Annotated in this window: 29 protein-coding genes; all 29 read left to right on the top strand. The window is 46.7% G+C overall.

What is annotated here, in order from left to right; translation table 11 throughout:
* Positions 1-27 precede the first annotated feature (27 nt).
* The 29 genes from codY (at position 28) to AR333_RS07485 (ending at position 26,829) form a co-directional block, all read left to right on the top strand.
* The gene (codY, locus tag AR333_RS07345; RefSeq protein WP_068774619.1) at positions 28-813 is read left to right on the top strand and encodes a GTP-sensing pleiotropic transcriptional regulator CodY; all 786 of its coding nucleotides are present in this window, start codon (positions 28-30) and stop codon (positions 811-813) included.
* Positions 814-1,032: 219 nt separating this feature from the next.
* Positions 1,033-1,446, top strand: coding sequence for a flagellar basal body rod protein FlgB (gene flgB / locus AR333_RS07350; protein WP_068775161.1), 414 nt, complete (start codon positions 1,033-1,035; stop codon positions 1,444-1,446).
* Positions 1,447-1,449: 3 nt separating this feature from the next.
* On the top strand, positions 1,450-1,899 hold the full coding sequence (gene flgC, locus AR333_RS07355; protein WP_068774620.1) for a flagellar basal body rod protein FlgC: 450 nt from the start codon (positions 1,450-1,452) through the stop codon (positions 1,897-1,899).
* A gap of 21 nt (positions 1,900-1,920) precedes the next feature.
* The gene (gene fliE / locus AR333_RS07360) at positions 1,921-2,232 is read left to right on the top strand and encodes a flagellar hook-basal body complex protein FliE (protein WP_068774621.1); all 312 of its coding nucleotides are present in this window, start codon (positions 1,921-1,923) and stop codon (positions 2,230-2,232) included.
* Positions 2,233-2,278: 46 nt separating this feature from the next.
* Positions 2,279-3,850, top strand: a complete 1,572-nt coding sequence (fliF, locus tag AR333_RS07365; RefSeq protein WP_068774622.1) for a flagellar basal-body MS-ring/collar protein FliF — start codon at positions 2,279-2,281, stop codon at positions 3,848-3,850.
* 12 nt (positions 3,851-3,862) lie between these two features.
* Entirely contained in the window at positions 3,863-4,882 is a 1,020-nt protein-coding gene (gene fliG / locus AR333_RS07370; RefSeq protein WP_068774623.1) for a flagellar motor switch protein FliG, read from the top strand.
* Positions 4,875-5,708 carry a FliH/SctL family protein gene (locus AR333_RS07375; protein ID WP_068774624.1) on the top strand — a complete coding sequence of 278 codons (834 nt, stop codon included), beginning with the start codon at positions 4,875-4,877 and terminating at the stop codon, positions 5,706-5,708. The genes fliG and AR333_RS07375 overlap by 8 nt, the downstream gene beginning before the upstream one ends.
* Positions 5,705-7,036 (top strand): flagellar protein export ATPase FliI, encoded by a 1,332-nt coding sequence (fliI, locus tag AR333_RS07380; RefSeq protein ID WP_068774625.1) that lies wholly within the window; start codon positions 5,705-5,707, stop codon positions 7,034-7,036. Before AR333_RS07375 ends, fliI begins: the two co-directional genes overlap by 4 nt.
* A gap of 7 nt (positions 7,037-7,043) precedes the next feature.
* On the top strand, positions 7,044-7,490 hold the full coding sequence (gene fliJ / locus AR333_RS07385) for a flagellar export protein FliJ (protein ID WP_068774626.1): 447 nt from the start codon (positions 7,044-7,046) through the stop codon (positions 7,488-7,490).
* Between the two features lie 22 nt (positions 7,491-7,512).
* Entirely contained in the window at positions 7,513-8,418 is a 906-nt protein-coding gene (locus AR333_RS07390; protein WP_068774627.1) for a MotE family protein, read from the top strand.
* Positions 8,419-8,474: 56 nt separating this feature from the next.
* A complete protein-coding gene (locus AR333_RS07395; protein ID WP_068774628.1) occupies positions 8,475-9,830 on the top strand; it encodes a flagellar hook-length control protein FliK in 1,356 nt (451 codons plus the stop codon).
* Between the two features lie 70 nt (positions 9,831-9,900).
* Positions 9,901-10,377, top strand: a complete 477-nt coding sequence (locus AR333_RS07400) for a flagellar hook capping FlgD N-terminal domain-containing protein (RefSeq protein ID WP_367584198.1) — start codon at positions 9,901-9,903, stop codon at positions 10,375-10,377.
* On the top strand, positions 10,374-10,748 hold the full coding sequence (locus AR333_RS07405) for a TIGR02530 family flagellar biosynthesis protein (protein ID WP_068774629.1): 375 nt from the start codon (positions 10,374-10,376) through the stop codon (positions 10,746-10,748). The genes AR333_RS07400 and AR333_RS07405 overlap by 4 nt, the downstream gene beginning before the upstream one ends.
* A 112-nt stretch (positions 10,749-10,860) precedes the next feature.
* Positions 10,861-11,694: a flagellar basal body rod protein FlgG gene (flgG, locus tag AR333_RS07410; RefSeq protein WP_068774630.1), complete on the top strand. Its 834-nt coding sequence runs from the start codon at positions 10,861-10,863 to the stop codon at positions 11,692-11,694.
* A gap of 62 nt (positions 11,695-11,756) precedes the next feature.
* On the top strand, positions 11,757-11,978 hold the full coding sequence (locus AR333_RS07415) for a flagellar FlbD family protein (protein ID WP_068774631.1): 222 nt from the start codon (positions 11,757-11,759) through the stop codon (positions 11,976-11,978).
* Entirely contained in the window at positions 11,978-12,430 is a 453-nt protein-coding gene (locus tag AR333_RS07420; RefSeq protein WP_068774632.1) for a flagellar basal body-associated FliL family protein, read from the top strand. Before AR333_RS07415 ends, AR333_RS07420 begins: the two co-directional genes overlap by 1 nt.
* Positions 12,431-12,471: 41 nt before the next feature.
* A complete protein-coding gene (gene fliM / locus AR333_RS07425; protein ID WP_068774633.1) occupies positions 12,472-13,470 on the top strand; it encodes a flagellar motor switch protein FliM in 999 nt (332 codons plus the stop codon).
* Positions 13,460-14,719: a flagellar motor switch phosphatase FliY gene (fliY, locus tag AR333_RS07430; RefSeq protein ID WP_068774634.1), complete on the top strand. Its 1,260-nt coding sequence runs from the start codon at positions 13,460-13,462 to the stop codon at positions 14,717-14,719. Before fliM ends, fliY begins: the two co-directional genes overlap by 11 nt.
* Before the next feature lie 27 nt (positions 14,720-14,746).
* Entirely contained in the window at positions 14,747-15,109 is a 363-nt protein-coding gene (locus AR333_RS07435) for a response regulator (protein WP_068774635.1), read from the top strand.
* Positions 15,110-15,142: 33 nt separating this feature from the next.
* A complete protein-coding gene (fliO, locus tag AR333_RS07440; RefSeq protein WP_068774636.1) occupies positions 15,143-15,778 on the top strand; it encodes a flagellar biosynthetic protein FliO in 636 nt (211 codons plus the stop codon).
* Positions 15,765-16,538, top strand: coding sequence for a flagellar type III secretion system pore protein FliP (gene fliP / locus AR333_RS07445; RefSeq protein WP_068774637.1), 774 nt, complete (start codon positions 15,765-15,767; stop codon positions 16,536-16,538). The genes fliO and fliP overlap by 14 nt, the downstream gene beginning before the upstream one ends.
* A gap of 25 nt (positions 16,539-16,563) precedes the next feature.
* On the top strand, positions 16,564-16,833 hold the full coding sequence (gene fliQ, locus AR333_RS07450) for a flagellar biosynthesis protein FliQ (RefSeq protein ID WP_068774638.1): 270 nt from the start codon (positions 16,564-16,566) through the stop codon (positions 16,831-16,833).
* An 8-nt stretch (positions 16,834-16,841) separates the two neighbouring features.
* Positions 16,842-17,639, top strand: coding sequence for a flagellar biosynthetic protein FliR (fliR, locus tag AR333_RS07455; RefSeq protein WP_068774639.1), 798 nt, complete (start codon positions 16,842-16,844; stop codon positions 17,637-17,639).
* A 26-nt stretch (positions 17,640-17,665) separates the two neighbouring features.
* The gene (gene flhB, locus AR333_RS07460) at positions 17,666-18,763 is read left to right on the top strand and encodes a flagellar biosynthesis protein FlhB (protein WP_068774640.1); all 1,098 of its coding nucleotides are present in this window, start codon (positions 17,666-17,668) and stop codon (positions 18,761-18,763) included.
* 17 nt (positions 18,764-18,780) lie between these two features.
* Complete coding sequence (gene flhA, locus AR333_RS07465) at positions 18,781-20,814, top strand: flagellar biosynthesis protein FlhA (RefSeq protein WP_068774641.1); 2,034 nt, start codon at positions 18,781-18,783, stop codon at positions 20,812-20,814.
* Positions 20,811-22,619: a flagellar biosynthesis protein FlhF gene (gene flhF, locus AR333_RS07470; RefSeq protein ID WP_068774642.1), complete on the top strand. Its 1,809-nt coding sequence runs from the start codon at positions 20,811-20,813 to the stop codon at positions 22,617-22,619. Before flhA ends, flhF begins: the two co-directional genes overlap by 4 nt.
* Positions 22,612-23,502 carry a MinD/ParA family protein gene (locus AR333_RS07475; RefSeq protein WP_068774643.1) on the top strand — a complete coding sequence of 297 codons (891 nt, stop codon included), beginning with the start codon at positions 22,612-22,614 and terminating at the stop codon, positions 23,500-23,502. The genes flhF and AR333_RS07475 overlap by 8 nt, the downstream gene beginning before the upstream one ends.
* A gap of 27 nt (positions 23,503-23,529) precedes the next feature.
* Positions 23,530-24,699 (top strand): chemotaxis response regulator protein-glutamate methylesterase, encoded by a 1,170-nt coding sequence (locus AR333_RS07480; protein ID WP_068774644.1) that lies wholly within the window; start codon positions 23,530-23,532, stop codon positions 24,697-24,699.
* A 36-nt stretch (positions 24,700-24,735) separates the two neighbouring features.
* The gene (locus tag AR333_RS07485) at positions 24,736-26,829 is read left to right on the top strand and encodes a chemotaxis protein CheA (protein ID WP_068774645.1); all 2,094 of its coding nucleotides are present in this window, start codon (positions 24,736-24,738) and stop codon (positions 26,827-26,829) included.
* Positions 26,830-26,840 lie beyond the last annotated feature (11 nt).

A 26,840-nucleotide genomic window follows, 5' to 3' on the forward strand; every position in this document is an offset into this window, starting at 1 on the left:
GATTGTAGGATTGTAGGAGGCTAGCCAATGACCTTGTTGAATAAAACGAGAAGGCTGAACCGCTTGCTGCAGAAAGAAGCAGTAAGCGCCGTCAGTTTTATGGATATGGCCGAGGTACTTCGTGATACGATTCACGCGAATGTTTACGTCGCCAGCAGGCGCGGTAAAATTCTGGGCTTCGCTACCACCAATGAGCTCCCGGCATCGGCATTAAACCGTATTGTAGAGGAAGATCGCCGTTTTTCTTCTGAATTCAATCATTTTTTATTGCGAGTGGATGAAACGACTTCAGATAAAGAAGCGGTAGAAATGTTTCCGACATTTGTAGAAGAAATGAAAATTTTGAGAGAATATACCCACTTCACCATTGTGCCTATTTTAGGAGGAGGAGACAGATTAGGGACTTTGGTCCTATGTCGGACTCATTCTGAATTTATCGATGATGATCTGATTTTAGCAGAATATGGATCAACTGTAGTAGCGATGGAAATTCTTCACATGCGGGCAGAAGAAGTGGAACAGGAAGCTAGAAGTAAAGCGGTTGTACAGGTAGCAATTGGATCGCTTTCTTTCAGTGAGCTGGAAGCTGTAGAGCATATTTTTGAAGAACTAGAAGGAAAAGAAGGACTTCTCGTGGCAAGCAAAATTGCAGATCGGGTTGGAATCACTCGTTCCGTTATTGTAAATGCTCTACGAAAGTTGGAAAGTGCTGGAGTGATCGAAACTCGTTCGCTTGGCATGAAAGGAACGTATATTCGTATATTGAATGACCAGCTTATGCGTGCAATTGACCAAGTGAAATCCAAAATGTAACAAAATTCTCATAGTTTTACTTAGTGCGAAACAAAGCCCTTTCTCCTAAAGATAGGGCTTTTTTCTTATTGTCTATTTCCATTGTTTTCTTCATGATAATTTTAGCAACATTATTCTACATAATGTATACACTCTGAATATTCTTGTGTCGAAGTTAGGAGGAATGTGAAGTTTCGTTATGGAATAAAGTTTCATAAAGATAACGAAGGTGGGGTAACCATGTTTTTGCTAAATCAGACCGGGTTCCAGTGGATGGAGAAATCATTAGATGCATCCGCACTCCGGCAGCGTGTGATTGCTAACAACGTGGCCAACGCCGACACTCCTCATTTTAAAAGGTCAGACGTTGTGTTCGAAGAACTGCTGAAAGGGACAATGAATGGTTCACAGCCAGTTTTGGAAGGCGTTCGTTCAAATTCGAAGCATTTCAGAATCCCGCCCAATACCAACTTACCCGCTAACCCAATAGTTGAAACAGGGCAGATGTCCGTTATGAACAACAATTTAAACAATGTCGACATGGACTACGAGATGTCATTGATGGCCAAAAATCAGCTAAAATACAACACGATCATACAAGAGATGAACAACGAGTTCCGCAAGCTTAAAATTGCCATGGATGGGAGAAGGTAACAGATGAGAATAACGAACAGTTTTGACATCAGTTCATCGGCTTTGACGGCTCAACGATTGAGGATGGATGTTATTTCCTCCAACATTGCTAATGCGGATACAACGAGAGCATCTTTTGTGGATGGACAATGGTCGCCTTATCAGAGAAAAATCGTATCCGTTGAACCGAAAGGGCAACCTTCATTTGCACAAATGTTGAACACGGCAATGACTGATGGAACCGGACAAGGGGTTCGGGTATCCAGTATTACCGGAGATACAACACCATTCAAGCAAGTGTACAATCCGACTCATCCTGATGCAAACCAAGAAGGATACGTCATGATGCCGAATGTTGATGTTGCAAAAGAAATGATTGATATGATCTCAGCAACCCGCTCTTACGAAGCCAACGTGACCGCGCTCAATGCAAGCAAGAGTATGATCATGAAAGCACTCGAAATCGGCAGATAATAGCACAAAGGGGATATTCATTTGATTAACAATACCTATTTGAATGCATTTAGTCCGGTAGGCAATCTAAAACAGCCGGCTGTAAGCCAAACAGTAAGTGCATCAGATGTGACGAATCAATTTTCTTCATTTCTGAATAATGCGATTAACGGACTGAACGGTGACCAGCAGGCCGTTGAAAAGTTGAACCAGCAGTTTGCCAAAGGCGAGTTATCGGACGTCCATCAATTGATGATCGCATCCGAGAAAGCATCACTCGGTCTAGAGTTCACCGTACAGGTGCGCAATAAAGCGATGGAAGCTTATCAGGAAATCATGCGGATGCAGTTATAATAAACGGCCGTATGAGGAGATTGATTGAATCGGATGGGGTGACATTGTGAACGAAAGATTGCTCCAGTATTGGGAGAAGGCCAAACAATATTGGAATCAATATAATAAAACGACCAAACTTGCTTTCATCGGCACGTTAGTCGTTCTGATTCTGACGATTGGAATCATCAGTTATAATCTGGCCAAGACAGAATATGCGCTCGCTTATACGGATTTGCAGCCGGCTGACGCAGCGGCAATCAAAGGGTACTTGGATACAGCAGCTATTCCATATGTACTAAGTCCGGATGGGAAAAGCATCGAAGTGCCGAAGAGCGAAGTAGCCAGCGTCAAGCTGGGAGTTGAGTCGCAAGGCCTTAACAAGGGCAGCTCAATCGGATATGAGTCTTTCGCTACCGATAGCGCATTCGGTATGACGGATAACGAGTTCAGAGTCAAACATTTAAGTGCTGTTCAAGGCGAACTTCAGCAGTTGATTAACTCGAATCAATCGATTGAGAAATCAAAAGTATTGATTTCGATGCCGGACGAAACAGTTTTTCTGGCCAAAGAGAAGCAAGAAGCTACTGCTTCCGTAATGCTGAACGTTAAAAAAGGATATACACTGGATCAAGCTCAGGTTGATACCATTTACAATTTGGTTTCTCATAGCGTGAGAAACTTGCCGATCCAGAATATTACAATTTCTGACCAGTACGGTCAGTTCCTTGCTTATTCTAAAGAATCGAACATGGGTCAGTCTTCAAATCTGGCTCAGAGCCATCTTGAAATTGAGCGTAAGTTTGAAGCGAAGGTTCAAAGCAGTGTAACGAATCTGCTGAATAAAATGCTTGGCGCCGATAAAGCGGTCGTGAGTGTATTCTCGACCATGAACTTCGATCAGAAGAAATCGGTCGAGCAGCTTGTAACAGCTCCGAACGTTCAAGATAACAGAGGGCTGGAAATTTCCACTCAGGAATCGAACAAAAGCTCGACTAGTGCTGGCGGGGCCGCCGGAGGAGTTGCTGGAACAGGACAAACGGATGTACCGGGCTACCCTGGGGCAGCTGGTTCCGGAAACGCTAATTCGGAAGAAAGCTCCAAAACGGTTAATTATGAAGTGAATAAAATCACGAATGACATTATCCAGACACCTTATGTAGTCAAAGATTTGGGTATTAACATTGCATTTGATTCTACAGGCAGAGATCAGGCTGCAAACGATAATTTACAAAGATTAATTACAGATCAGATGGCGAATATTGTACGGACGGCACTGGCGGATAACAAACAAGAATATACAGCCGATCAGATTAGAGGAAGAGTAACCGTTACTCCTCAGAGTTTCGCGGCACAGCCTGGCTTATCCGGAACGGATTGGAACAATTATTTGATGTACGGCGGAATCGGACTTGCTGCCTTGCTGTTAGGTGCGCTCGGTATGTATGCGATCCGAAGAAAGAAAAAAGCGGCGGAAGAAGAAGAATTGGATCTTGCACCTGCTAAGGTAGAGTACCCGACCATTGATATTGAGAACGCATCGAACGAGAACCAGGTGCGCAAGCAATTAGAGACATTAGCCAAAAAGAAGCCGGATGAATTCGTTAATTTGTTACGGACATGGCTTGTCGATGAATAGAGGTGTGAGTGATTGGCAAGAGCAGCATATCAGCAGGGATTAACAGGCCGGCAAAAAGCGGCTATCTTACTAATCAGTTTAGGGCCGGAAGTTTCCGCTCAAATATTCAAACATTTGCGTGAAGATGAAATCGAACAGCTGACACTGGAAATTGCTAATGTGAGAAAAGTGGATGCGATCGAGAAGGATTCCATTCTAGCTGAGTTTCATCAAATATGCCGTGCACAGGAATACATTTCCCAAGGCGGTATTGCATATGCGAAAGAGATTCTTGAGAAAGCGCTTGGGTCCAATCGGGCAGTCGATATCATTAATCGCTTAACAGCTAATCTGCAGGTCAGACCCTTTGATTTTGCAAGAAAAGCAGATCCCGCACAAATATTGAACTTTATCCAGAACGAGAATTCACAAACGATCGCACTGGTGCTTTCTTATCTGCAATCAGAACAAGCATCCATTATTTTATCGTCACTTCCACAAGAGAAACAGGCAGATGTAGCGAAGAGGATCGCGCTCATGGACAGCACATCACCCGAAGTTATTAGTCAAGTGGAGCGGATTCTGGAGCAGAAATTATCGGCTACCGTAACGCAAGATTATACTTCAGCCGGAGGTATTTCCTCTATCGTACAAATTCTGAACGGTGTAGACCGTGGAACTGAACGTACCATTCTCGACTCACTCGAAATTCAAGATCCCGAGCTGGCTGAAGAAATTAAGAAGCGGATGTTCGTATTCGAAGATATTGTCAATGTGGATAATCGTTCCATTCAGCGAATTATTCGCGACATTGAAAACGCGGATTTGCAGCTTGCACTCAAAGTGGCCAGCGAAGAAGTACGCGAAGCAATTTTCCGCAATATGTCCAAACGGATGTCGGAGACATTCAGAGAAGAGATGGAATTTATGGGCCCGGTACGTTTGCGGGATGTGGAAGAAGCTCAGACTCGAATCGTATCTACTATTCGTCGCTTAGAAGAAGCGGGCGAAATTATCATCGCTCGTGGTGGAGGAGACGATATTATTGTCTAATATCCTTAAACCTGCCCATTATGTACCTGCTGAACAATCCAAGGCTTTTCAAGTACCGGTTAAACCGTTGACCTCCCCGTCTGCACAATTTGAAGATGAGGTATCAGGATTTACACCAGAAGAAGAAGCTGTGATTAGTGAAGCGGAAGCTTTAAAACGGCAAATCATAAGCGATGCGGAATCGTTTGCTCAGACTCAAATCCAGGAAGCTTTCCAGGAAGCAGCTGAACTTAGAAGCCAAGCAGAAGTTGAGATTGAAGCATGGTGGAACCAGCGGCGTGAAGAAGATGAACAACAATTCGAAGCATCCAGAGAGAATGGTTATGACACGGGTTACAAAGATGGGTTAATGAAAGCTCAAGAAGATATCCATCAGCAGCATGCTGAGATGCTTCAAGAAGCTCAGAACGTTTTGCAGCAGGCCTACCAGGTTAAACAACAGATCATTCAGGAATCGGAGCCTTTTCTAATTGAACTCAGCTGTTCGATTGCTGAAAAAATTATTTCCAAGCAGCTCACGCTAACTCCGGAGTGGGTGCTGGATACGATCCGAAGTGTACTTTCAAGGCGTAAAGAAACAGGCGTAATTACACTTTGCGTCGCACCTAAACAGTTCTCATATATCCAAGATGCAAGAGAAGAGCTGCTATCATCGATTGATTCTCAGGCAGAACTGCAAATCATACCCGATGCGAGTGTCCAGGATCAAGGCTGTGTAGTGCGATCCACCTTTGGCAGCATTGATGCGAGAATTGATACACAACTGCATGAAATCAAAATCGCTCTGCAGCGCATTGCTCTTCACGGTGAAGGTGATGAGTCATGAACAAGTCATCCCAGATCCCAAATGCGGGCAAGTATACGGACTATCTTCGGCAGATCGATCCCGTTCGGGTTAACGGTAAAGTAACCCAGGTCATTGGTTTGACGGTAGAATCTGAAGGTCCGGATGTCAGTATTGGAGAGTTGTGCCACATCTATCCTCATAAGTCGAACCGGCCGTTAATGGCGGAAGTTGTCGGGTTCCGGGGCAACAAAGTTATTCTAATGCCGCTTGGCGAACTTGAAGCAATCGGACCTGGATGCGACGTTGTCGGAACAGGCAAGCCGCTTAGCGTACAAGTAGGACATGAACTGCTCGGCAAAGTTCTGGACGGGTTAGGTCAGCCGCTTGACGGTTCGTTTCTTCCATCGAGGATGACACAGGTGTCTACGAACAATGCACCCAGTAATCCGCTTTCAAGACCGCGTGTTCAGGAACCGCTTGGTGTAGGAGTAAGAGCCATTGATGGACTTTTATCCGTAGGTAAGGGCCAGCGTGTTGGTATTTTCGCCGGATCGGGTGTAGGTAAAAGCACACTGCTGGGAATGATTGCCCGGAATACTTCGGCGGATGTAAATGTTATCGCTCTAATAGGCGAGCGGGGACGCGAAGTGCTCGAATTTGTAGAAAAAGATCTGGGTCCCGAAGGTTTGGCACGTTCCGTTGTCATCGTAGCGACATCTGATCAACCGGCGATGGTAAGGATCAAAGGCGCTTTTATCGCAACGAGCATTGCGGAATATTTCCGTGACCGTGGTTTGAACGTCATGCTGATGATGGACTCCGTTACACGTTTTGCGATGGCTCAGCGGGAAGTCGGGCTTGCGGTAGGTGAACCGCCTGCTACGAGAGGGTATACGCCTTCCGTTTTCGCTCTCCTGCCTAAGCTGCTCGAACGATCGGGTACCGGGCTTAAAGGCTCTATCACGGCTTTCTACACCGTGCTTGTAGATGGGGACGATATGAACGAACCTATTGCGGATGCTGTCCGGGGTATTCTAGACGGTCACATCGTGTTGGATCGGAATATCGCCAATAAAGGCCAGTATCCTGCTATTAATGTCCTAGCCAGTGTAAGCCGTGTAATGAAAGAAATTGTATCCCGCGAACAGCTCAATGCAGCTGCACATCTTAAACGGATGATGTCTGTTTATAAAGATTCGGAAGATTTGATTAATTTGGGGGCGTACCAGAGAGGCTCAAATCAAGAAATTGATTTATCCCTCGAATATATGGATGCAATCCTTGATTATGTAAAACAGAAGACGGATGAGAAAGTGACATTGGAAGAAGCTCAACACCGCTTGATTCATCAATTTTCTTTAGGATGAGGGTCATATGAAATTTCAATATGCGTTCCAACAAATCGTTAATTTAAAAAATAATGAGCGCTCGCAGGCGGAATGGAATTTATCCTCGGCGATAGGCAAGCTCAATATAGAAGAAAGCAGTCTTCATGATCTGATGCGGATGAAGAGTGAGGCCCAGGATAAGCTGATGGAGTCATCCGAACGCCCTGTCTCAATGTCTGAGATCAGACAGCTGCAATATTATGTAGAGCACATTGATCAGCTGATCGCTATCAAACGTCGTGATATTGCGAAGGCCCAGTATCAAGTTACACAAAACCGGGAAGTTTTATCTGACAAAATGGTTGATGAAAAAGTATGGACAAAAGCAAGAGATAAAGCTTATGAACAATTCAGCAGCTTTGTTCTTAAGAAAGAACAAGAAGCGCTGGATGAGATTGCTACAAACCGACACACTCGACTATCTTATTCATAACCACACGAAAGGAGGTAACGTCATGGAACAATCAGGCGCAGAATCATCCTCAGGTGGTGGATTAGAGCGTTTTCTGGTCTGGTTTCTCATCCCGTTCGTGTTTACCGCTGTTCTACTCGGGGTTCTACTATCTGTATTCGATTACGATATTATGAAAACCGTTCAGCGGACCATGCACAAACTTCCCGTTGTGGGTGAAATGATTCCCCAGCCGAAAGAAGATGCCCAGGCGGAATCTGCCAAAACTCCTAGCGCAGCTGATGCAGAGAAGGAAAAAACCAAAGAAGTGGAACAACTGAACAATAAGGTAGAGGAATTGGAAACAGAGCTGGGCAAGGCTGATCAAATGATCGCGAAGCAGGATGAAAGAATTGCGGAGCTTAAACAAGAACAAGCCGAACTATCTAACAAGCAGCTAGCAGAACAGGATGCAGAATATGATAAGAAAGTCCGGGAACTCGCTACGGTCTATGCTAGGATGATGCCCAGTAAAGCTGCACAAATCATACAAAATTTAAGTCCTAAAGAGACGATTCTAGTTTTAAATGCTATGAAAACGGATGAAAGGGTCAAGATTCTTGAGAAAATGGACCCTAAAAAAGCGGCAGATGCTTCCATCGCTTTGAAGGATTTAACAAGCGCTGAGAATCAGAAAATCGCTGCATTGCAGGAACGTCTGGAAATCCAGAATAGTCCGAATGCAGATACAGCCAAGATGACGAAAGTTGAATTGAGTCAGACATTTGCGGCTATGAAGGCGAATCAGGCAGCTAAAGTCTTGACTGATATGTACGGTAAAAACTCTGCGCAGGTCTTGAACATTTTAAGAGAAATGGACAATACCAGCCGTGCTTCATTAATGAATGAAATTGCTGTAATCAGCAAAGAAACGGCGGCTTCCATTACAGGAAATCTTCTTCTGCCTTAGGGAGAACATCCGAACATCCGAACATACATGTCACTTGAAAGGGGGTGAATAAGAATATGGAAATGGCATTTGCTAGTGTGGTCACGGGAACTGGAACTGCTGTTTCGGCGGCCGGTACAACGGGGACAGCGCAGAGTAAAACGGCGGTAGACGGAGCTGTTTTTGCAGAGATCATGGGGAATCAACTGTCAACAGTGGCTGCTGAGGAAGAACAAGCACCGTTGGATGCTCTTTTATCCGGTTTAATGCAAGTGATTCTTCTACTGCCGCCCGCGATCCAGGAGGCACTGGCTAGTACAGAAGCCGACGCTGAAGGAATGATTGATGCCTTACTTCAGAATATTCAGCAGAATCCGGAAGTCCTGCAGCAGTTGGTTCAATCGGAAACGATGCAGAGCTGGGTGACGGAAGCTTCGGCTATGCTCAGTGTATTACAGGGAACAACAGCAATAACATCTCAAGCCGTCAGTCAGCCGCAAGATCCTTCTCTGAAACTACAAAAAACACTGCTGGATCTTACGGCCATGTTGAAACAGCAGCCGGATCATCCGATTCTCCAGCATTTATCCAAGGAGTTTACACAGCTTCTTGAAAAAGTGCTGCCGCAAGCAACTTCTTTAGCGGCAAATACAGAGAAACCGAAATCCGCGCCGAGCACAGCTACAGACCATTCATCTAAGCTTCCGGCATCAACTGGTGAACCGGTGTTGGAAACACCAGTCGTTACGGTAACCAAGTCGAATCCGATAAAAACCTCATTAGAAGCATTAGCTGCGAAAAGTAGTGCGTGGAACGTAGTCAGACAGACTGCCGAACTAACTGCTGAACCGGTAAGCTCGCAGAGTTCCTCATCAAGTGAACACGCGGATATGACATTAGTGAGCGGCATGCAGGAAGTGATTAAGACAGCGGGCACTGAACAAGCAGCAAAAACTGCGCTGCCTACCATCCAGGCCAGCAATCTGACTCAGGAATTAAGCGAGTTTATGGTTAAAAGGATGAACGTTAAGGTAGGCGATGGTTTTGCTGAAGCCAAGCTTTCGCTTCGTCCGCAGCATTTGGGTAATATTGAAATCACGCTCAAGATCCAGAATGGTCAATTAATGGCAATCTTTACTGCGGATTCTGTTGTAGGCAAAGAGCTCCTGGACAGCCAGCTTTCTAGTCTCAGACAATCTTTGCAGAGTCAGGGAGTTCAAGTGGATAAAATGGAAGTAAGTCAAAGCAACATGTCCTCCAGTATGTTTCAAGATTCAAGACAGCAGCAGTCTTCCCGGCAGTTTCTACAGCAGCACGAGGGAAGAAAGAGCGGTAGCGTAGCAGAGGAAGTGACCGAATGGAACGAGGAATTGAGCGCACTCACGGAAACGCGTAAAGCGGCTTTAGGCAACTCGTTCGAAACTTCAGCTTAAGCTATATACGTTCATAGAAGAATGGAGGTGCACAATGGCAGAATTATGGCAGGATGTTACTAAGACAGGAATGACTAACACAGCCTCTACCAAGAAAGCAAAAGAAAAAGATGGTTCAATATTAGGCAAAGATGATTTCTTGAAGATCATGATCGCTCAACTCCGCAATCAGGATCCTATGCAACCTATGCAGGATAAAGAATTTATTGCTCAAATGGCGCAATTCACCTCTGTTGAGCAATTGTCCAATATGGCTGCTGAAATGAAGTTGCTTCGTTCTTCACTCGGTTTTACCTCTAGCCTAATTGACAAGAACATAAGCTGGATCGGGTTAAACGATAAAGGCGAGACGAGTACCATGTCAGGCAAGGTAGAGTCGATCATTATCCGTGACGGTGTTCAGTATGCGGTAGTCGGAAAGAGAGAAGTTGTGCTGGAAGATGTTCTTAGCATCGAGAACGTGAAACCTGACGTTCCTAAACCGGAAGAACCTAAACCGGAGGAACCCAAGCCTGAACCCCCGGCCCCCGGTAATCAGACACCATGAATGAGCGGTTAACAGTCGGTAGGCTGTACCCGACTCCTGCAGCCCCTCTGCAAAGAAACCAGGCTGCAAAGCAGACGAACGGTTCAACGGATTTTGACCGTTTATTACAAAATCAGATTGTCAAGTTCAGCCACCATGCAGAGATGCGGCTTCAGCAAAGAGGAATTAAGCTGGACAGCGAACAACTCTGCAAACTGGAAAGTGCAATTGATAAAGCAGCTGCCAAAGGTGCCAAAGATACATTGATGATGCTGGGCGGCACAGCTTTAATTGTAAATGTACCTAACCGGACCGTTGTCACAGCTCTTGATGGAGCTTCTATGAAAGAGCAAGTATTTACGCAAATTGACAGTGCAGTCATTATTACTTGAAGCAATTAAACGGGCTGGACCTATCAGGAAGCCCTTGTACCGCCGATCGATTGAAGCGGTTCAACTGAAAGATCGCATCTATTCTGCAACAACCAAGAGGAGGAACATAAAAATGTTAAGATCCATGTATTCCGGAATTTCGGGTATGCGCGGTTTTCAAACCAAGCTTGACGTTATCGGCAATAACATTGCTAACGTAAATACTGCCGGGTTTAAAAAGGGGCGGGTAAACTTTTCGGATATCATGAGCCAGACGGTATCGGGTTCATCAGCACCAAGTACTGATCCGTCTCGTGGAGGAATAAACGCTAAACAAATTGGTTTAGGTTCCTCAATCTCATCCATTGATACCATTCATACGGGTGGTAGTGCAATGACGACGAATGTTCCTACAGACCTGAGAATCGACGGTAACGGATTCTTTGCAGTGTCAACTGGTGGAGGCGATGAACCTATTTATTTAACTCGTGCCGGTAATTTTACGATCGATGCGAACAGACACATTGTTAATCCAGATGGTATGTATCTGCTTTCAACCGACAGGGAGCCAATCCAATTGGCGGAGAACGCAACAAAATTCTCCATTTCCCAGGATGGAAGTATCATTGAGGTAATTGAAGGAATCCCTGTAGTTTCACCCTATAAAATTTCAGTTGTTAAAGTTGCTAATCCAGCCGGTTTAGAAAAAATCGGTGGAAATCTTTATGACTACACTCTAAATGCAGACACTTTTGACGAGCTAGCAGCAAGGTTGGGAGAATCTCTGGCAGCAGATCCGGCAACAGGAACTGGCTCCATTATTACAGGCCAGCTAGAAATGTCTAATGTAGACTTGACAGAAGAATTTTCCGAAATGATCGTTTCCCAGCGTGGTTTCCAGGCTAACTCCCGTATCATTACGACTTCAGACGAAATTTTACAAGAAATCGTAAACCTGAAGCGTTAATAGTCGGTTATAAAGGGTAGGGGGGCAAGCTCGCTCCCCTGCTGTAATCAATGGAGGGTATCATGGTACGTTTAACCCGCATGAACGGCAAACCGTTAGTCATTAATGCTTTGATGATTGAAAGCATGGAGGAAACGCCCGATACGATCATTACCTTGATCAACGGAAAAAAGATCATGGTTCTTGAAGCAGAAGCAGTGATCATGGAACAGGTTGAACAATTTTTACAACGGATCGGTGCGGTTCAAGCAACGATCAAGTCGACGAATACGGAGGGCTTGTAGTGCTTAAAAACCGATTTTTTCTAATGACTGTCTCCATTCTGGTTGCCATTACTTTAATATTAACAGCAGCATTTGTACTTTGGACCTTCATGGACAACAAAGCAGAAACTTCTGGTTCAGAAGATAGCAAACCGATAACAACATTAGAAATAAAAGAGAATACAGTCATCATGAAAGACATTATAACGAACCTGGCGGAGCCAGGCAGTTTCATCAAAATCAGTTTGGCATTTGAACTTGAAAACAAAAAAGCAAAAGTGGATTTCGAAAATTTGATTGACTCCCGCATTAAAGGCACGATTATCCGTACACTTTCCGATATGAAAGCGGAGCAGATCCAAGGCAGTAAAGGACAAGATAACCTGACTAACACTCTAATCAGCAAATTAAATACGCATCTCAATGAAGGAAAAATAAGGCGAATAAATATTACCGATTTTGCACTTGAGTAGCCTTTAACATAGATCGGATACGCACAAAGGGGGTGACTCTTATGGTTGATGTTATGTCTCAGAATGAAATTGATGCACTGCTGGCAGCTCTCTCATCGGGTGAAATGGATGCGGAGGAGCTCAAAAAAGAAGATACCCAGAAAAAAGTGCGGGTATATGATTTTAAAAGAGCCGTGCGTTTTTCCAAAGATCATATCCGAAGTCTCACAAGGATACATGAGAATTTTGCCCGGTACTTGACCACGTACTTCTCGGCTCAGCTCAGGACGTTCGTACAAATTAGCGTGGTTCAAGTGGAACAACTGCCTTATGATGAGTTCATCCGTTCGATACCGAAGATGACGATTCTAAACATTTTTGAAGCGGAGCCGCTTGAGGGCAGGATGGTTCTTGAGGTTCACCCGAACGTCGCTTATGCGATGCTCGACAGACTTCTTGGCGGTGTAGGTAACTCTCCTCAAAAGACCGGTGCCCTGACAGAAATCGAAACGATTGTCATGGAACGGATTTTCAGCCGAGCGTTTGAAAGTCTTCAAGAAGCATGGAAGACGATTATCGATCTGTCTCCTCGTTTAGAAGCACTGGAGACGAATCCGCAGTTCATGCAAATTGTTTCTCCAAATGAAACGATTGCGCTGATATCGCTCAGTACCAAAATAGGGGATACCACAGGGATGATCAATCTTTGTATCCCTCATGTTGTTATCGAACCTATCATGCCTCGCTTGTCCGTTCATCATTGGTTTGTATCGCAGAAGAAAAACCGGGCTCCTGAAGAAATGGAAATTCTGCAGGAACGACTGACACAAGCGAAGCTGCCGATCATTACTGAGCTGGGAGAATCTCAGATTACGATTCATGAGTTTTTGAATCTTCAGCCAGGAGACGTTATTACACTAAACAAGCCTGTAAATGACCCGCTGCATATCAAAGTCGGCGAAAAATTGAAATTTACGGGAAGCGCCGGAACAGTTAAATCAAGAATGGCTGTTCAAATCGGTGAAATTGTACATGAAGGAGTAGAAGAAATTGACGAATAATAAAGATTATTTGTCGCAGGAGGAAATTGACGCCCTGTTAAGACAGACTTCGGATGAGCGTTATGACGACGATCAAGCTGCTGCTCTTGCTCCGGTAATTGATGATTATCTGACTCCCCTGGAACAGGATGCATTAGGGGAAATCGGCAATATTACGTTTGGCAGTGCAGCGACAGCCCTCTCGACATTGCTTGGTAAGAAGGTAGACATCACGACACCTAAAGTATCGATCATCCTTAGAGATGAGTTAGTGAAAGAATTTCCACAGCCTCATGTAGCGGTCCATGTTAATTACGTAGATGGTTTTCATGGTATTAATCTACTCGTCATCAAAACACGTGATGCACAAGTCATTGCCGATCTTATGATGGGTGGAGACGGACATGCGCCGAATGATGAGTTGACGGAAATTCATATTAGCGCTGTGCAGGAAGCCATGAATCAGATGATGGGATCATCGGCTACATCCATGTCCGCAATCTTTAATCGCTTCGTTAATATTTCTCCTCCAGGAATAGATATTTTGAATCTGTCGAATGGAGAAGGAAAACTGCCGAACGAAGACGTATTTATAAAGATATCCTTCAGACTGACAATCGGAGATTTAATCGATTCGACTATTATGCAGCTGCTTCCGGTAGATTTCTCCAAAGAAATGGTAAGAACTTTGTTGGGCGGCTCTGAAGATTCATACAGTGAGGTTGCACCGACGATTGCCGAGGAAATTCCGGCTCCCGTGTATGAACAGCCTGCTGAAAGTACATATCAGGAGCCGCAGCAAGCACCTTATTCCAGTCCTTCTATGGGAGGAAATTCAATGCCGGTCAATCAGCCGCCCGTTCAACCGCCTTATTCCGAGCCGTATGTTCAGCAGCCTCAGCATAACGTTCCTCAAGGAGCGCCTGGCGGAGGAAGCATTAACCGCAATGTGAATGTGCAGCCGGTACAATTCTCCAATCTTCAGTCTGGCGGTTACGGTCAAGTGGATGACACTAACCTGAATCTGTTGCTGGATATTCCTTTAAAGGTAACTGTTGAACTTGGCAGAACTCAGAAGGTCATTAAAGACATTCTGGAATTGTCACAAGGCTCTATTATTGAACTGGATAAATTGGCGGGTGAACCGGTAGATATTCTAGTCAATAACAAACTCATTGCCAAAGGTGAAGTTGTCGTTATTGACGAGAACTTTGGAGTTCGTGTCACCGATATCGTCAGTCAGTGGGATCGCATTCAGAAAATACAATAATCATTATCCTAGGAGGACTATTTTAACATGGCTAACCGAATTCTGATTGTGGACGATGCAGCATTTATGAGAATGATGATTCGCGATATTTTGAGCAAAAATGGCTACGAGGTAGTAGGAGAAGGCAATGATGGCGTCCAAGCTGTCGAGAAGTTTAAAGAACTGCGCCCTGACCTGGTGACAATGGATATTACAATGCCGGAGATGGACGGAATTAATGCTTTGAAGGAAATTAAGAAGATTGATCCTAATGCTAAGGTCATTATGTGCTCAGCGATGGGCCAGCAAGCAATGGTTATTGATGCCATTCAAGCAGGTGCTAAAGATTTTATCGTGAAACCTTTCCAGGCTGACCGTGTAATCGAAGCTATCAAGAAGACGCTGGGCTAAGCGGAGGTTTTAAAAAGGAAAGGAATGTGAAGTTTGAAGAAAAAGGCAGGTAAGCTGCTTCTGGTAACGGCAGGTCTGTTGGTACAGCTGCCGTTCTGGTCTGCCGTGTGTTACGGCAATCCTGGACCCGGATTTCAATCTGGGCAAGGAACGCCAGGTAACGGAGCTATTGATTCGGTTCTGATGATAGGGAAGGTCATTTTCTTCCTTATCCTTATCATCGGTCTTTTTTACGGTATTATGAAGGTGTTGTCCAAAAAAAACAGCCTTCGTCCTCATCGTACAATGCAGTCGCTCGGAGGGGTACCGCTGGGTCAGAACAAATCCATTCAAGTCGTTGAAATCGGAAACGCCCTGTATGTAGTAGGGGTAGGGGATAACATTCAACTGCTTGAGAAAATTGCAGACCCTGTGGAAGCTGCTCAATTAAAAGATAAAATAACCGCTCAAACCCAATCCGCAATGGATTTCGTCCCGGTAGGCAAAATATTCGATAAAATCAGGCGAAAGCCAAGTGCAGGGACTGTAGAGGAAGAAGAGCTTACGCCGACATTCCAGCAAGTTTTTCATGATAAACTGCAGCAGGCGACCAAGCGCAACAAGCATGTAGAAGAATGGCTGCAGGAAGAAAATGAACAAGAACGGTTGAAATCAAATGAGCACAAATAAAAGACTGGCCATACTGTTTGCAGCTGTATTCCTGCTCTTGGGTTATTCAGGCGATACCGCGTTCGCTGCTCCGAATGGTAATTTGATCCCCGGACTCAATGTGAATATTGATGCGGGAAGCGGGACAACGGGGGCATCCAATACCATTACAGTCATCTTATTGCTGACCGTCCTGAGTTTGGCGCCGTCGTTCCTTATCTTAATGACGAGCTTTACGCGAATCGTAATCGTAATGGGTTTTGTCCGAACATCTCTTGGAACACAGCAAATGCCTCCGAATCAGGTGCTGATCGGGTTGAGTTTGTTCTTGACCCTATTCATCATGTCGCCGACTCTGGGTCAAATCAACGATACGGCGCTTCAGCCTTTTTTGAAAGGTGAAATGAATCAGACAGCTGCTCTGCAGCAAGCCTCACTTCCTGTTAAGGAATTTATGTGGAAACACACGAGGCCTAAAGATTTAAAGCTGTTTTTGGACTATACAAAAGCGGATGCACCAACCGGATACGAGGACACTCCATTAACAGCACTCGTGCCGGCCTTTGCGATCAGTGAGCTTAAAACGGCCTTTCAAATGGGATTTATGATCTTTATTCCCTTCCTGGTCATCGACATGATTATTGCAAGTGCCTTAATGGCCATGGGGATGATGATGCTGCCGCCTGTCATGATATCGCTGCCGTTTAAGATATTGCTGTTTATTCTGGTGGACGGATGGTACCTTGTCGTCAAGTCGCTGCTACTCAGCTACAGTACATGAACGCAGAAGCAGGAGGTCACTTAACATGAATGCCGAATTTGTCATCAAGCTGGCCGGCGAAGCGGTCTATACGGTACTGAAGGCTAGCGCACCCATACTTATTATCGCCCTTGTCGTGGGTCTGGCGATCAGTATTTTCCAAGCAACTACACAGATTCAGGAGCAGACACTTGCCTTTGTTCCCAAGATCGTTGCCGTGCTTCTGGCTGTGCTTGTGTTTGGTCCGTGGATGCTCAACACGCTGGTGGATTATACCTTTAATTTACTTAATAATCTGCACCAATATATCGGGTAGGCGACAATATGGAGCTGTTCGTCCAACTTTTACCTAACGCTATGTTGATATTTTGTCGAATGACCTCATTCTTTGTCGTGGTTCCGTTGTTTTCATCTAAAAATGTGCCGAATGTTTTTAAAATAGGTCTGGCGTTATTTTTAACTTTGATCGTTACGGCAACGCAGGGAACGACTCAACTGGTGGTCATGGACGCACAATTTGTGCTTTTGATCATAAGAGAAATTCTGGTGGGCATTACACTCGGTTTTATCGCTTATATGTTTTTTACAGCGGTTCAGATCGCAGGTTCATTTATTGATGTTCAGATCGGCCTTGGCATAGCGAACGTTCTGGATCCAATGACAGGAACGTCCGTACCTATACTTGGTAATTTAAAGTACATGGTTGCCATCCTGCTGCTGCTCAGCTTTAACGGGCATCATTTTCTGATACAAGGCATCATGAACAGTTACGAATGGATTCCGCTATCCAATGAGATGTTTGCTCAAGTCTATAACGGTCAAATTTCAGAATTTATGATCCGGACTTTCTTTACGATGTTCGCGCTTTCGATGCAGCTCGCAGCACCTATTGTTGCCGCTATGTTCCTGACCGACTTGGGACTTGGCCTGCTGACGAGGGTAGCCCCCCAGTTTAATATATTCGTCATCGGGGTTCCGCTGAAGCTTATGGTGGGTTTCCTGCTGATAGCACTGTTAATGCCAGAACTATTAGGGTTGTTCCATGGATTATACGACCGGATGTTTGCCGCTATGCAGAAATTTCTTAACATCGTCGCCGGCGGGCCGGTAGAAGGATCTTAGCTTGTACGAGAAAGGAAAAGATGTTTATGGAATCGCTTAGGTTGAAGCTAGATTTACAGTTGTTCTCGCAAGAGAAAACTGAACCGGCGACACCCAAAAAACGCCAAGACTCCCGTAAAAAAGGCCAGGTGGCCAAGAGTATGGAACTGCCGGCGGCGTTTATCCTGTTCTTCTCGTTCTTGTCCTTCTACATGATCGGCGGGTTTATGAAAGAAAAACTGGTTGATTTGTTTACCGGTTCACTGAGGCACGATTTATTAATGGATGTCACCATGTCTAACATACAAATTCTCTCTTACCGGATACTCGTACAGTTCTTAATCCTGCTGGCTCCTATTTTAATATTAACCATGGTGATTGCATTAGCTGCCAACTACATGCAGATCGGTTTTCTGCTGACAGGCGATCCGCTTAAGATGAAGCTGAACAAGATTAATCCCATTGAAGGCTTTAAAAAGATTTTCTCGATGCGTTCCTTTATTGATTTTCTGAAATCCATTCTAAAGATTGTCATTATCGGAGTCGTCGTTTACTTGACCCTATGGGGCGAGAAAGAAAAACTCCTCGCACTGAGTCATGTGCCGCTGGAAAAGGCACTTCAATATGTATGGTCTATGACACTTTCGCTTGGCATCACAATCGCCATTATTCTAGTGGTGCTTGCCGTATTTGATTATTTATACCAACGCTATGAATTTGAAAAAAGCATTCGTATGTCCAAACAGGATATCAAAGATGAGTACAAAAAGACGGAAGGGGATCCCTTCATTAAAGGCAAAATCCGTGAGAAGCAGCGCAGAATGGCTATGCAGCGGATGATGCAGGAAATACCCAAAGCGGACGTCATTATTACGAACCCGACGCATTATGCCGTTGCAATAAGATATGATGCGGCCAACATGCAGGCGCCGACTGTGGTTGCCAAGGGAACCGATTTCGTAGCGCTGAAGATTAGAGAAATTGCTAAAGAACATGGCATTTTAATTATGGAAAACAAGCCGCTCGCACGAGCTCTGCATGCTCAGGTCGAACTGGAAGAAGCGATACCCGGGGATCTGTTCCAGGCGGTAGCTGAAGTGCTGGCATATGTATACAAAATAAAGGGTCGAACTAAGAGAGTTTAAGAAAGGAGGAGCCGTTCATGAAAGCAAAAGATTTAGTTGTGCTGATTGGGATTATCGGAATCGTATTGATGATGGTTATTCCCATCCCGATCGTTCTGCTGGATTTTTTACTCATTATTAACATTACCATCTCGGTAATGATCGTGCTTGTCGGCATGAACACGCAAGAGGCACTCCAGTTCTCCGTGTTTCCGTCCTTGCTGCTCGTAACCACCCTGTTTCGTCTCGCATTGAACGTCTCCACGTCCCGAAATATTCTGGCACATGCGGAAGCAGGGGAAGTAGTTGAGACGTTCGGAAACTTTGTTGCGGCCGGCAACATTGTGGTCGGTTTCATCGTGTTCCTCATTCTGGTTATCGTACAATTCATCGTAATCACGAAAGGTTCCGAGCGGGTAGCTGAAGTAGCGGCACGGTTCACACTCGATGCGATGCCGGGTAAACAGATGAGCATTGATGCCGATCTTAACGCGGGCATGATTAATGAACAGCAGGCAAGAGACAGGCGCCGCAAAGTAGAGCGGGAATCCGATTTCTACGGAGCTATGGATGGCGCGAGTAAATTTGTTAAGGGAGATGCCATCGCAGGTATCATTATCCTGCTTATTAATCTCATCGGCGGGTTCATCATCGGAATGACCATGAAGGACATGTCTTTCGGGGATGCGGCCGCTACCTACTCTATCTTGACCATCGGCGACGGTCTGGTCAGTCAGATTCCGGCGCTCCTTATTTCGACAGCAGCAGGTATCATCGTAACCAGAGCTTCCTCGGAAGGTACATTCAGTAACGATATCATGTCCCAGTTGACAGCCTATCCGAAGCTTCTCTACATAGCCGCCGGAACCGTCGGCTTTCTCGGAATCTTCACTCCGATTCATTGGTTTACAACGTTGCCGATCTCGGCCGTGCTTATATTTGCCGCTTTGAAAATGCAGAAAAATCTTAACCGCAAACAGGTTGAAGAAGAGCAAATGGTGGAGGAGCAGCAGATTGAGGAAGTCCGTAGTCCGGAAAGCGTTATTAGCCTCCTTCAAGTAGACCCGATTGAGTTCGAATTCGGGTACGGGCTTATACCGCTGGCGGATACGCAGCAGGGAGGAGATTTACTCGACCGTATTATCCTGATCCGGAGACAATGCGCGCTTGAGCTTGGAATCGTAGTACCGGTTATTCGGATCCGGGATAACATTCAGCTGAGGCCCAACGAGTATATCATCAAAATTAAAGGCAATACCGTTGCGGGCGGCGAATTGCTGCTTAACCACTATTTGGCGATGAGCCCCGGATATGACGATGATTCGGTGACGGGCATCGAAACAACGGAGCCTGCTTTTGGACTTCCCGCATTATGGATTGATGAAGTCACCAAAGAGCGCGCCGAGCTATCCGGTTATACGGTTGTGGATCCGCCTTCCGTGGTTGCTACGCATCTCACAGAAATTATTAAGAAACATGCACATGAACTTCTTGGACGCCAGGAAACGAAGCTGCTCATCGACAATGTGCGCGAAACGTATCCGGCTCTGGTCGATGACCTTATTCCGAATGTTCTGGCGATCGGGGATATCCAGAAGGTACTAGTGAAGCTGCTGAAGGAGAAAATTTCAGTCCGGGATCTGGTTACTATTCTGGAGACACTGGCCGACTACGGAACCTATTCCAAAGATCATGACATACTGACCGAGTATGTCAGACAAGCCTTGTCAAGACAAATCACCCAGCAATACACGTCCCAGGAAGAATCGCTTCGTGTCATTACGGTAGGTCCGGGATTAGAGAAGAAAATTGCGGAATCGGTTCAACAGACTGACCAAGGTTCTTACCTCGCAATTGATCCTACATCTTCACAGATGATCTATCATAAATTGGGGGAACAAGTCAGTAAAATGGTCCAGTCAGGCCATCAGCCGGTTATTCTGGCGTCTCCGACGATCCGTATGTATCTCCGCCAGCTGCTTGAGCGGACCATGCAGGACATCCCGGTTCTTTCTTACAGTGAATTAGAGCCGAATGTAGAAATTCAAAGCATGGGGGTTGTTAACCTATGAGAGTTAAACGTTATATAGTCGATTCGATGCCGGATGCCCTTAACAAAATCCGCTCCGATCTCGGCAAGGATGCTGTTATTTTGAACACGAAGGAAGTACGGACAGGCGGGTTTCTCGGTTTTTTCGGTAAAAAGAGGATCGAGGTAATCGCTGCGGTAGAGGAAGGTCAGCCTGCACCTGCCGGAGCCGGCTACTCTGCGAGTAAAGCAGAACCTGCCCGGTCATCCTCCAAAGCGGCGGCAGCCGCTGCTGTAACGGCAGTGGCCCGGGCTGCTCAGCAAGCCGAAGAAGATGCGGCTCATGCTTCAGTTGACCCTTCGTCAATAAGGGGGAGTCAAACCGATAATGCCGCAGCGCAGATGGCTTCACAGCCGGAAATAGCGAAACCGCAAGTACCCGCCCGGCCGATACAGCCGGGTCTTATAAAGAATCAGGAATTGCGCACCACGGATCAATTGTTACAGAGGGATAGAAATGATCAGCAGCACGGTGTTTTGTCAGCTTCCGGCAGCGGGGAAGAATCCGCTGCTCTACACACAGCCACGGCCAGCACTTCAGGCGCTCGGCAGGATGCTGATCAGCAACTTGAAGCTCAAGACCGGCTGAAGCCCTTGACACAGCCGGATCAGAACCGGCAGGCACTGGCCGAGCAACGGCCCGCCGTGCCGCGCGAAATCCCGCCGCCTGCGCATATGCCGCAATCGGCCGCCGCTGCCGCGTATGCACAGGCGAAGCCTGTACCTGCGGCTCCACCCGCACCTGGCGTGCGGCAGCAGCCCGCGGCAGTTCCGGCTGAGCCGCGGCCGGAAGCAGCGCCGGCGGAGCGCGGCTTTGCCGATGCGCAGGCCGAGGCGCTGCGCGCCGCACTGGCCGCCGCCCGCTCCGCGGAGGCAGCGCCCGAAGCGCCCGCTTCCAAGGACGCGGAGCGCGATGATCTGATGCTGGCGGAACTCCAGCATCTCAAGCGCATGATGGCCGATCTGGCCCGGCCATCAGCAGAGCCGCAGCTGCCGCCGGTCTGGAGGCGGCTGGAGGAACACCTTCTGGCGCAGGAAGTGCTGCCGGACTTGGTTCGGCAGTGGACTCAGGGCGCCAGGATTGATCTTTCTGCGGCGGGTATAGAGCCCGGGCCGCAGGAAGCTGCGGAGGCGGTGCGCAAGCGGATGCTCGCGCTATTCCCGCCTCCGCACGGCAAGCCGATCTCGGCGGAGTCGAGGATCGTTCACATCGTCGGCCCGACGGGTGTCGGCAAGACGACAACGATCGCCAAACTCGCTGCCGATCAGGTGCTCAAACAGCGGCGCAAGGTCGGACTGATAACTTCGGATACTTATCGGATCGCAGCAATAGAGCAGTTGAGAACTTATGCCAATATTCTGGATATCCCGGTCGAAGTGGTTTTCTCGCCGGCGGATTTAACCAAAGCTCTTCATAAGCTGCAGGACTCCGATGTTATATTCATGGATACGGCCGGGCGCAATTTCCGCAATGAGATGTATGTTTCCGAGCTCAGTACGCTGCTTCGTCACCAAGGTCCAAGCGAGACTTTTCTTGTACTCAGCCTGACTTCTAAATATAGCGATATGAAAGCCATTACGGCTAATTTTTCAAAGTATAAAGTGGATAAAGTTCTATTCACTAAAATGGACGAGACACACTCTTATGGCGCTATCTTGAATCTTCTTCATGATTTCCCGGTCAAACTCTCATACGTGACTGACGGTCAGAATGTACCGGACGATATTATGATCATAGATGAGGCTAAAATCGCGGATGCGATTTTGGAGGAATATTCTTATGAGTGACCAGGCGCAGAAGTTGCGGAATCTGATCCGTCAGCGAGAAGGGGCGGCACTACCGTTGTCCGAAGCCGCACCGCAATCGAACGCCAGAATTATTACGGTGACCAGCGGTAAGGGTGGAGTAGGCAAATCCAACTTCACCTTGAACTTTGCCCTTTGTTTAATGGAGAGAGGGTATCGCACCCTTATTATTGATGCGGACATCGGATTTGCCAACATTGATGTTCTGATGGGGATAACGGCACAAACCAATCTGCTGCATCTGATTAAAGGGGAGAAAACAATCTCCGAACTGGTACAGACAGGACCCGGAGGGATTCAATTTATTGCGGGCGGTTCGGGTATGTTCGATTTACTCCGGCTGACCGATGAAGAAACCGCTTCTTTTACGAATCAGATTGAGGAACTTTGCGGGATGGCTGATTTCATTTTATTTGATACAGGGGCGGGATTGTCAAAAGAAACGCAGCAATTTATTGCGGCTGCCCAAGAGACCATCGTTGTTACTACACCTGAGCCTACAGCGATAACAGATGCTTACGCTTTAATTAAAATGGTCCGGAATGAAGATCCCGATGTTACGTTCCGTCTTGTTGTTAACCGTGCTACCAATACTAGAGAAGCCAAGGCTACAGCAGACAAAATCCGGATGGTTGCAAGACGCTTTCTCGATATCGAAATCGCTTCAATCGGTCACGTTGAAGACGATCATCTCGTTTCGCGGGCAGTTAAGGAGCAGACTCCTTTTATCATTGCGTATCCACATTCAGCAGCAGCCAGAAGCATGAAGGTCCTTGTAGACCAATTCTTAGGCCAGCCGCCCAAAGCGGATTTAGGCGGGGGGATGAAGAAATTCCTGAAGCGCCTAATCGGCCGAACACACTAACATCCTAGAGCAAAGTCTGGAGGGGCTATGGAACCATACCGTATTCTTGTCGTCGACGATTCGGTTTTCATGAGGAAGATCATCACTGATCTGATCGAAGAAAAATCAGAGTTTCAAGTCACTGCAGTAGCTAAAAACGGTATTGAAGCCATCGAGAAAGCACTGGAACTGAAGCCGCATGCCATAACTATGGACATCGAAATGCCCGTAATGAACGGCTTACAGGCTCTGGAGCGGATTATGGAAGTGCAGCCGACGCCTGTTATTATGCTCAGTTCCCTGACGGAAGCAGGAGCTTTAGAGACAATACGGGCGCTGGAGCTTGGCGCCATTGATTTTATCCGGAAGCCGTCGGGGTCCATCTCGCTTGATTTGTATAAAGTGAAGCTGCTGCTTCATGAAAAACTTCGTATCGCAGTCCAAACCAAGCTTAGAGCGCTGCCGCCTGTCAGAAGCTCAAGGCCGCATGAAAGCTCACCTAAACCGGGATCGGCAACTGTTCCCCCAGCAGACAAGTCCTGGCGAACGACGGCCGGGCCGCTTCCTGAGAAGCACCGGCCAAAAGATGAGGAACGATCAGGGGGGGATAAACCTGCTCGCGTTATCCGAGATCTGGTAGCCATCGGGACTTCGACTGGCGGTCCGCGGGCTCTGCAGTGTGTCTTAAGTGCACTGCCGGCCAATTTCGCAGCTCCCATTCTGATTGTCCAGCATATGCCGCCTAATTTTACGAAGTCTCTTTCGATGAGGTTGAATGATCAATGTGCAATCCGGGTAGTGGAAGCGGAAGAAGGACAGATACTTGTCAACGGAACAGCTTATGTGGCACCGGGAGGCTTACACATGACAGTAGTCCAATCGGATGCCGGGGATTACCGTATTGCTCTTAGTAAAAGCGAACCGCTTTCGGGACACAGACCGTCCGTGGATAAGATGTTCGCATCGCTCCTCCCTCTCAAGAATCTATCAAGGCATGCTGTCATTATGACCGGGATGGGAAGTGATGGCGCCCGTACACTTGCGGAGCTGCGCCGGGATGGGGCTGCTACAACCATTGCGGAATCGGAAGAGACCTGTGTTGTGTACGGGATGCCGAGAGTAGCTATTGAGAACGAAGCGGCTATGTTTGTTCTCCCGCAGGGAAGTATCGCCGGTAAATTAGTCGAACGGGTGATGAAAGACAGCGGAGGCCGGTAACGAAAGTACATCACTATTTCACGGAGGTGTGGATTTGTGGATATGAATCAATATTTATCGATGTTCATCGACGAATCGAAAGAACATCTGCAAGCGCTCAATGATAACATGCTCAGCTTGGAAAACAGTCCAGACGACATTGATATCGTTCATAATATTTTCCGCTCGGCTCATACGCTTAAGGGGATGTCTGCTACCATGGGCTTCGAAGACTTGGCATCCCTTACACACGAGATGGAAAATGTACTCGATTTGGTCCGTAATCATAAACTCAAAATGGATTCATTCATTTTCGACAGTCTGTTCCAGAGTCTGGACGCGCTTGAATCGATGGTAGAGGATATCGTTCAGGGTGGAACAGGCAAGGGCGATGTCACCCATATCGTAGTTTCTCTGAAGTCAATTGTAAGCGGCGACTATCTCAAAGCGACAGAAGCGTCAGCTGCTGCGCAAAGTGCGAGTGCTCAAGGCGATAGTGCGATTGCCCTTGACCAGTTTCAGCAGTCCGTTCTCCAGCAGTCTATTGAAGCGGGACTTCAAGTTTTCTATGTTGAAGTAACGGTTCGTGAAGACTGTGTCCTGAAAGCGGTCAGAGCTTACATGGTTTTTGAAATTCTCGAACGCTGTGGTGAAGTCGTTAAAGCTACCCCTTCTGTGCAGGATATTGAACAAGAGAAATTTGAGCGCTCCTTCTCTGTATATTACATAGCAAATGCGGAAAAAGAGGCTCTGGAGAATGAAATTTTGAATGTGTCTGAAATTGAACATGCTCAAATCATCGTTCTGGACCGCGAATCTCTGGATGAAATGACAGGAAATTCAGCTGCCAAAGCTGAAATTCAAGCTAGCGAAGCTCAGGCCGCAGCAGCAGCTCTGTATGCCGCTCCAGCTGCTCCGACTTCTGCTGCATCAGCTGCCAAACTTGCGGGCGGAGCTGCTCCGTCCAAGCCTTCTGCGGCTCAAGGCGGCGGTCAGGTTGGCGGACGCACCATCCGCGTTGACATTGAGCGCCTGGATACCCTGATGAATCTGTTTAGCGAGCTTCTGATTGACCGGGTGCGCCTGGAGCAGCTGGCTAGTGAGATCAAGAACAGTGCCTTGACTGAAACGGTGGAGCATATGTCTCGGGTCAGCAGCGATTTGCAGAGCATAGTCCTTAAGCTTCGCATGGTTCCCGTGGATACCGTATTTAACCGTTTCCCGAGAATGATCCGCGACATCGCCAAGTCCTTGGACAAGAAAGTGGATTTGATTATTACCGGGGCAGAAACGGAATTGGACCGTACGGTTATCGATGAAATCGGCGACCCCCTCGTTCACTTGCTGCGCAATGCAGTCGACCATGGTGTTGAAACCATCGCTAAACGGATTGAAAAAGGCAAGAGCGAGAATGGAACCGTTCATTTGCGCGCTTACCATAGCGGGAATAACGTATTTATTGAAATTGAGGATAACGGCAACGGCATCAATAGAGAGAAAGTATTGGCTGCTGCTGTGAGCAAGGGGATCGTTAAGCCGGAACTAGCGGATAAAATGACGGATTCCGATATCGATCAGCTCCTTTTCGAATCCGGCTTCAGTACGGCTGATAAGATTTCGGACATCTCCGGGCGGGGTGTCGGGCTGGATGTCGTCAAGACCAAGATCCATTCCCTTGGCGGTCATATTCATGTCGAATCCGTACCAGGGAGCGGATCCATTTTCTCCATTAAGCTTCCTCTTACGCTCTCTATCATTTCGGCTATGCTGGTCAAACTGGGAAGTGAGAAATACGCGATTCCATTGTCGTCCATTGTGGAAACATCACTTGTGCAGAAATCCCAAATCCGCTCCGTTCACGGCAACCGCATGATCGATTTCCGCGGAAGCATGATCCCGCTCCTCTCCCTGTGCTCCGTGCTGGATGTGCCGGACTATAGTGATGCAGAGGAAGAAGAAACAGAGGTTGTAATTATCCGTAAGGGAGACAAAATGGCTGCGCTGATGGTGGAAGAATTTATCGGACAGCAGGAAATTGTTCTTAAGTCCCTTGGGAAATATTTAAAGAATTTGTTTGCTATCTCCGGAGCAACTATTCTGGGTGATGGTCAGGTAGCTCTGATTCTGGATACGAATGAACTGATTAAATAACCTATACAGGG

Origin of the sequence: Paenibacillus sp. FJAT-26967 (genome assembly GCF_001541095.1) — a bacterium.
Taxonomy (GTDB): Bacteria; Bacillota; Bacilli; order Paenibacillales; family NBRC-103111; genus Paenibacillus_F.

Coding starts and splice junctions, on each gene's coding strand:
- codY (WP_068774619.1), top strand. CDS start 28: ATGACCTTGTTGAATAAAACGAGAAGGCTGAACCGCTTGCTGCAGAAA.
- flgB (WP_068775161.1), top strand. CDS start 1,033: ATGTTTTTGCTAAATCAGACCGGGTTCCAGTGGATGGAGAAATCATTA.
- flgC (WP_068774620.1), top strand. CDS start 1,450: ATGAGAATAACGAACAGTTTTGACATCAGTTCATCGGCTTTGACGGCT.
- fliI (WP_068774625.1), top strand. CDS start 5,705: ATGAACAAGTCATCCCAGATCCCAAATGCGGGCAAGTATACGGACTAT.
- fliJ (WP_068774626.1), top strand. CDS start 7,044: ATGAAATTTCAATATGCGTTCCAACAAATCGTTAATTTAAAAAATAAT.
- AR333_RS07390 (WP_068774627.1), top strand. CDS start 7,513: ATGGAACAATCAGGCGCAGAATCATCCTCAGGTGGTGGATTAGAGCGT.
- AR333_RS07395 (WP_068774628.1), top strand. CDS start 8,475: ATGGAAATGGCATTTGCTAGTGTGGTCACGGGAACTGGAACTGCTGTT.
- AR333_RS07400 (WP_367584198.1), top strand. CDS start 9,901: ATGACTAACACAGCCTCTACCAAGAAAGCAAAAGAAAAAGATGGTTCA.
- AR333_RS07405 (WP_068774629.1), top strand. CDS start 10,374: ATGAATGAGCGGTTAACAGTCGGTAGGCTGTACCCGACTCCTGCAGCC.
- flgG (WP_068774630.1), top strand. CDS start 10,861: ATGTTAAGATCCATGTATTCCGGAATTTCGGGTATGCGCGGTTTTCAA.
- AR333_RS07415 (WP_068774631.1), top strand. CDS start 11,757: ATGGTACGTTTAACCCGCATGAACGGCAAACCGTTAGTCATTAATGCT.
- fliM (WP_068774633.1), top strand. CDS start 12,472: ATGGTTGATGTTATGTCTCAGAATGAAATTGATGCACTGCTGGCAGCT.
- AR333_RS07435 (WP_068774635.1), top strand. CDS start 14,747: ATGGCTAACCGAATTCTGATTGTGGACGATGCAGCATTTATGAGAATG.
- fliP (WP_068774637.1), top strand. CDS start 15,765: ATGAGCACAAATAAAAGACTGGCCATACTGTTTGCAGCTGTATTCCTG.
- fliQ (WP_068774638.1), top strand. CDS start 16,564: ATGAATGCCGAATTTGTCATCAAGCTGGCCGGCGAAGCGGTCTATACG.
- fliR (WP_068774639.1), top strand. CDS start 16,842: ATGGAGCTGTTCGTCCAACTTTTACCTAACGCTATGTTGATATTTTGT.
- flhB (WP_068774640.1), top strand. CDS start 17,666: ATGGAATCGCTTAGGTTGAAGCTAGATTTACAGTTGTTCTCGCAAGAG.
- flhA (WP_068774641.1), top strand. CDS start 18,781: ATGAAAGCAAAAGATTTAGTTGTGCTGATTGGGATTATCGGAATCGTA.
- flhF (WP_068774642.1), top strand. CDS start 20,811: ATGAGAGTTAAACGTTATATAGTCGATTCGATGCCGGATGCCCTTAAC.
- AR333_RS07475 (WP_068774643.1), top strand. CDS start 22,612: ATGAGTGACCAGGCGCAGAAGTTGCGGAATCTGATCCGTCAGCGAGAA.
- AR333_RS07480 (WP_068774644.1), top strand. CDS start 23,530: ATGGAACCATACCGTATTCTTGTCGTCGACGATTCGGTTTTCATGAGG.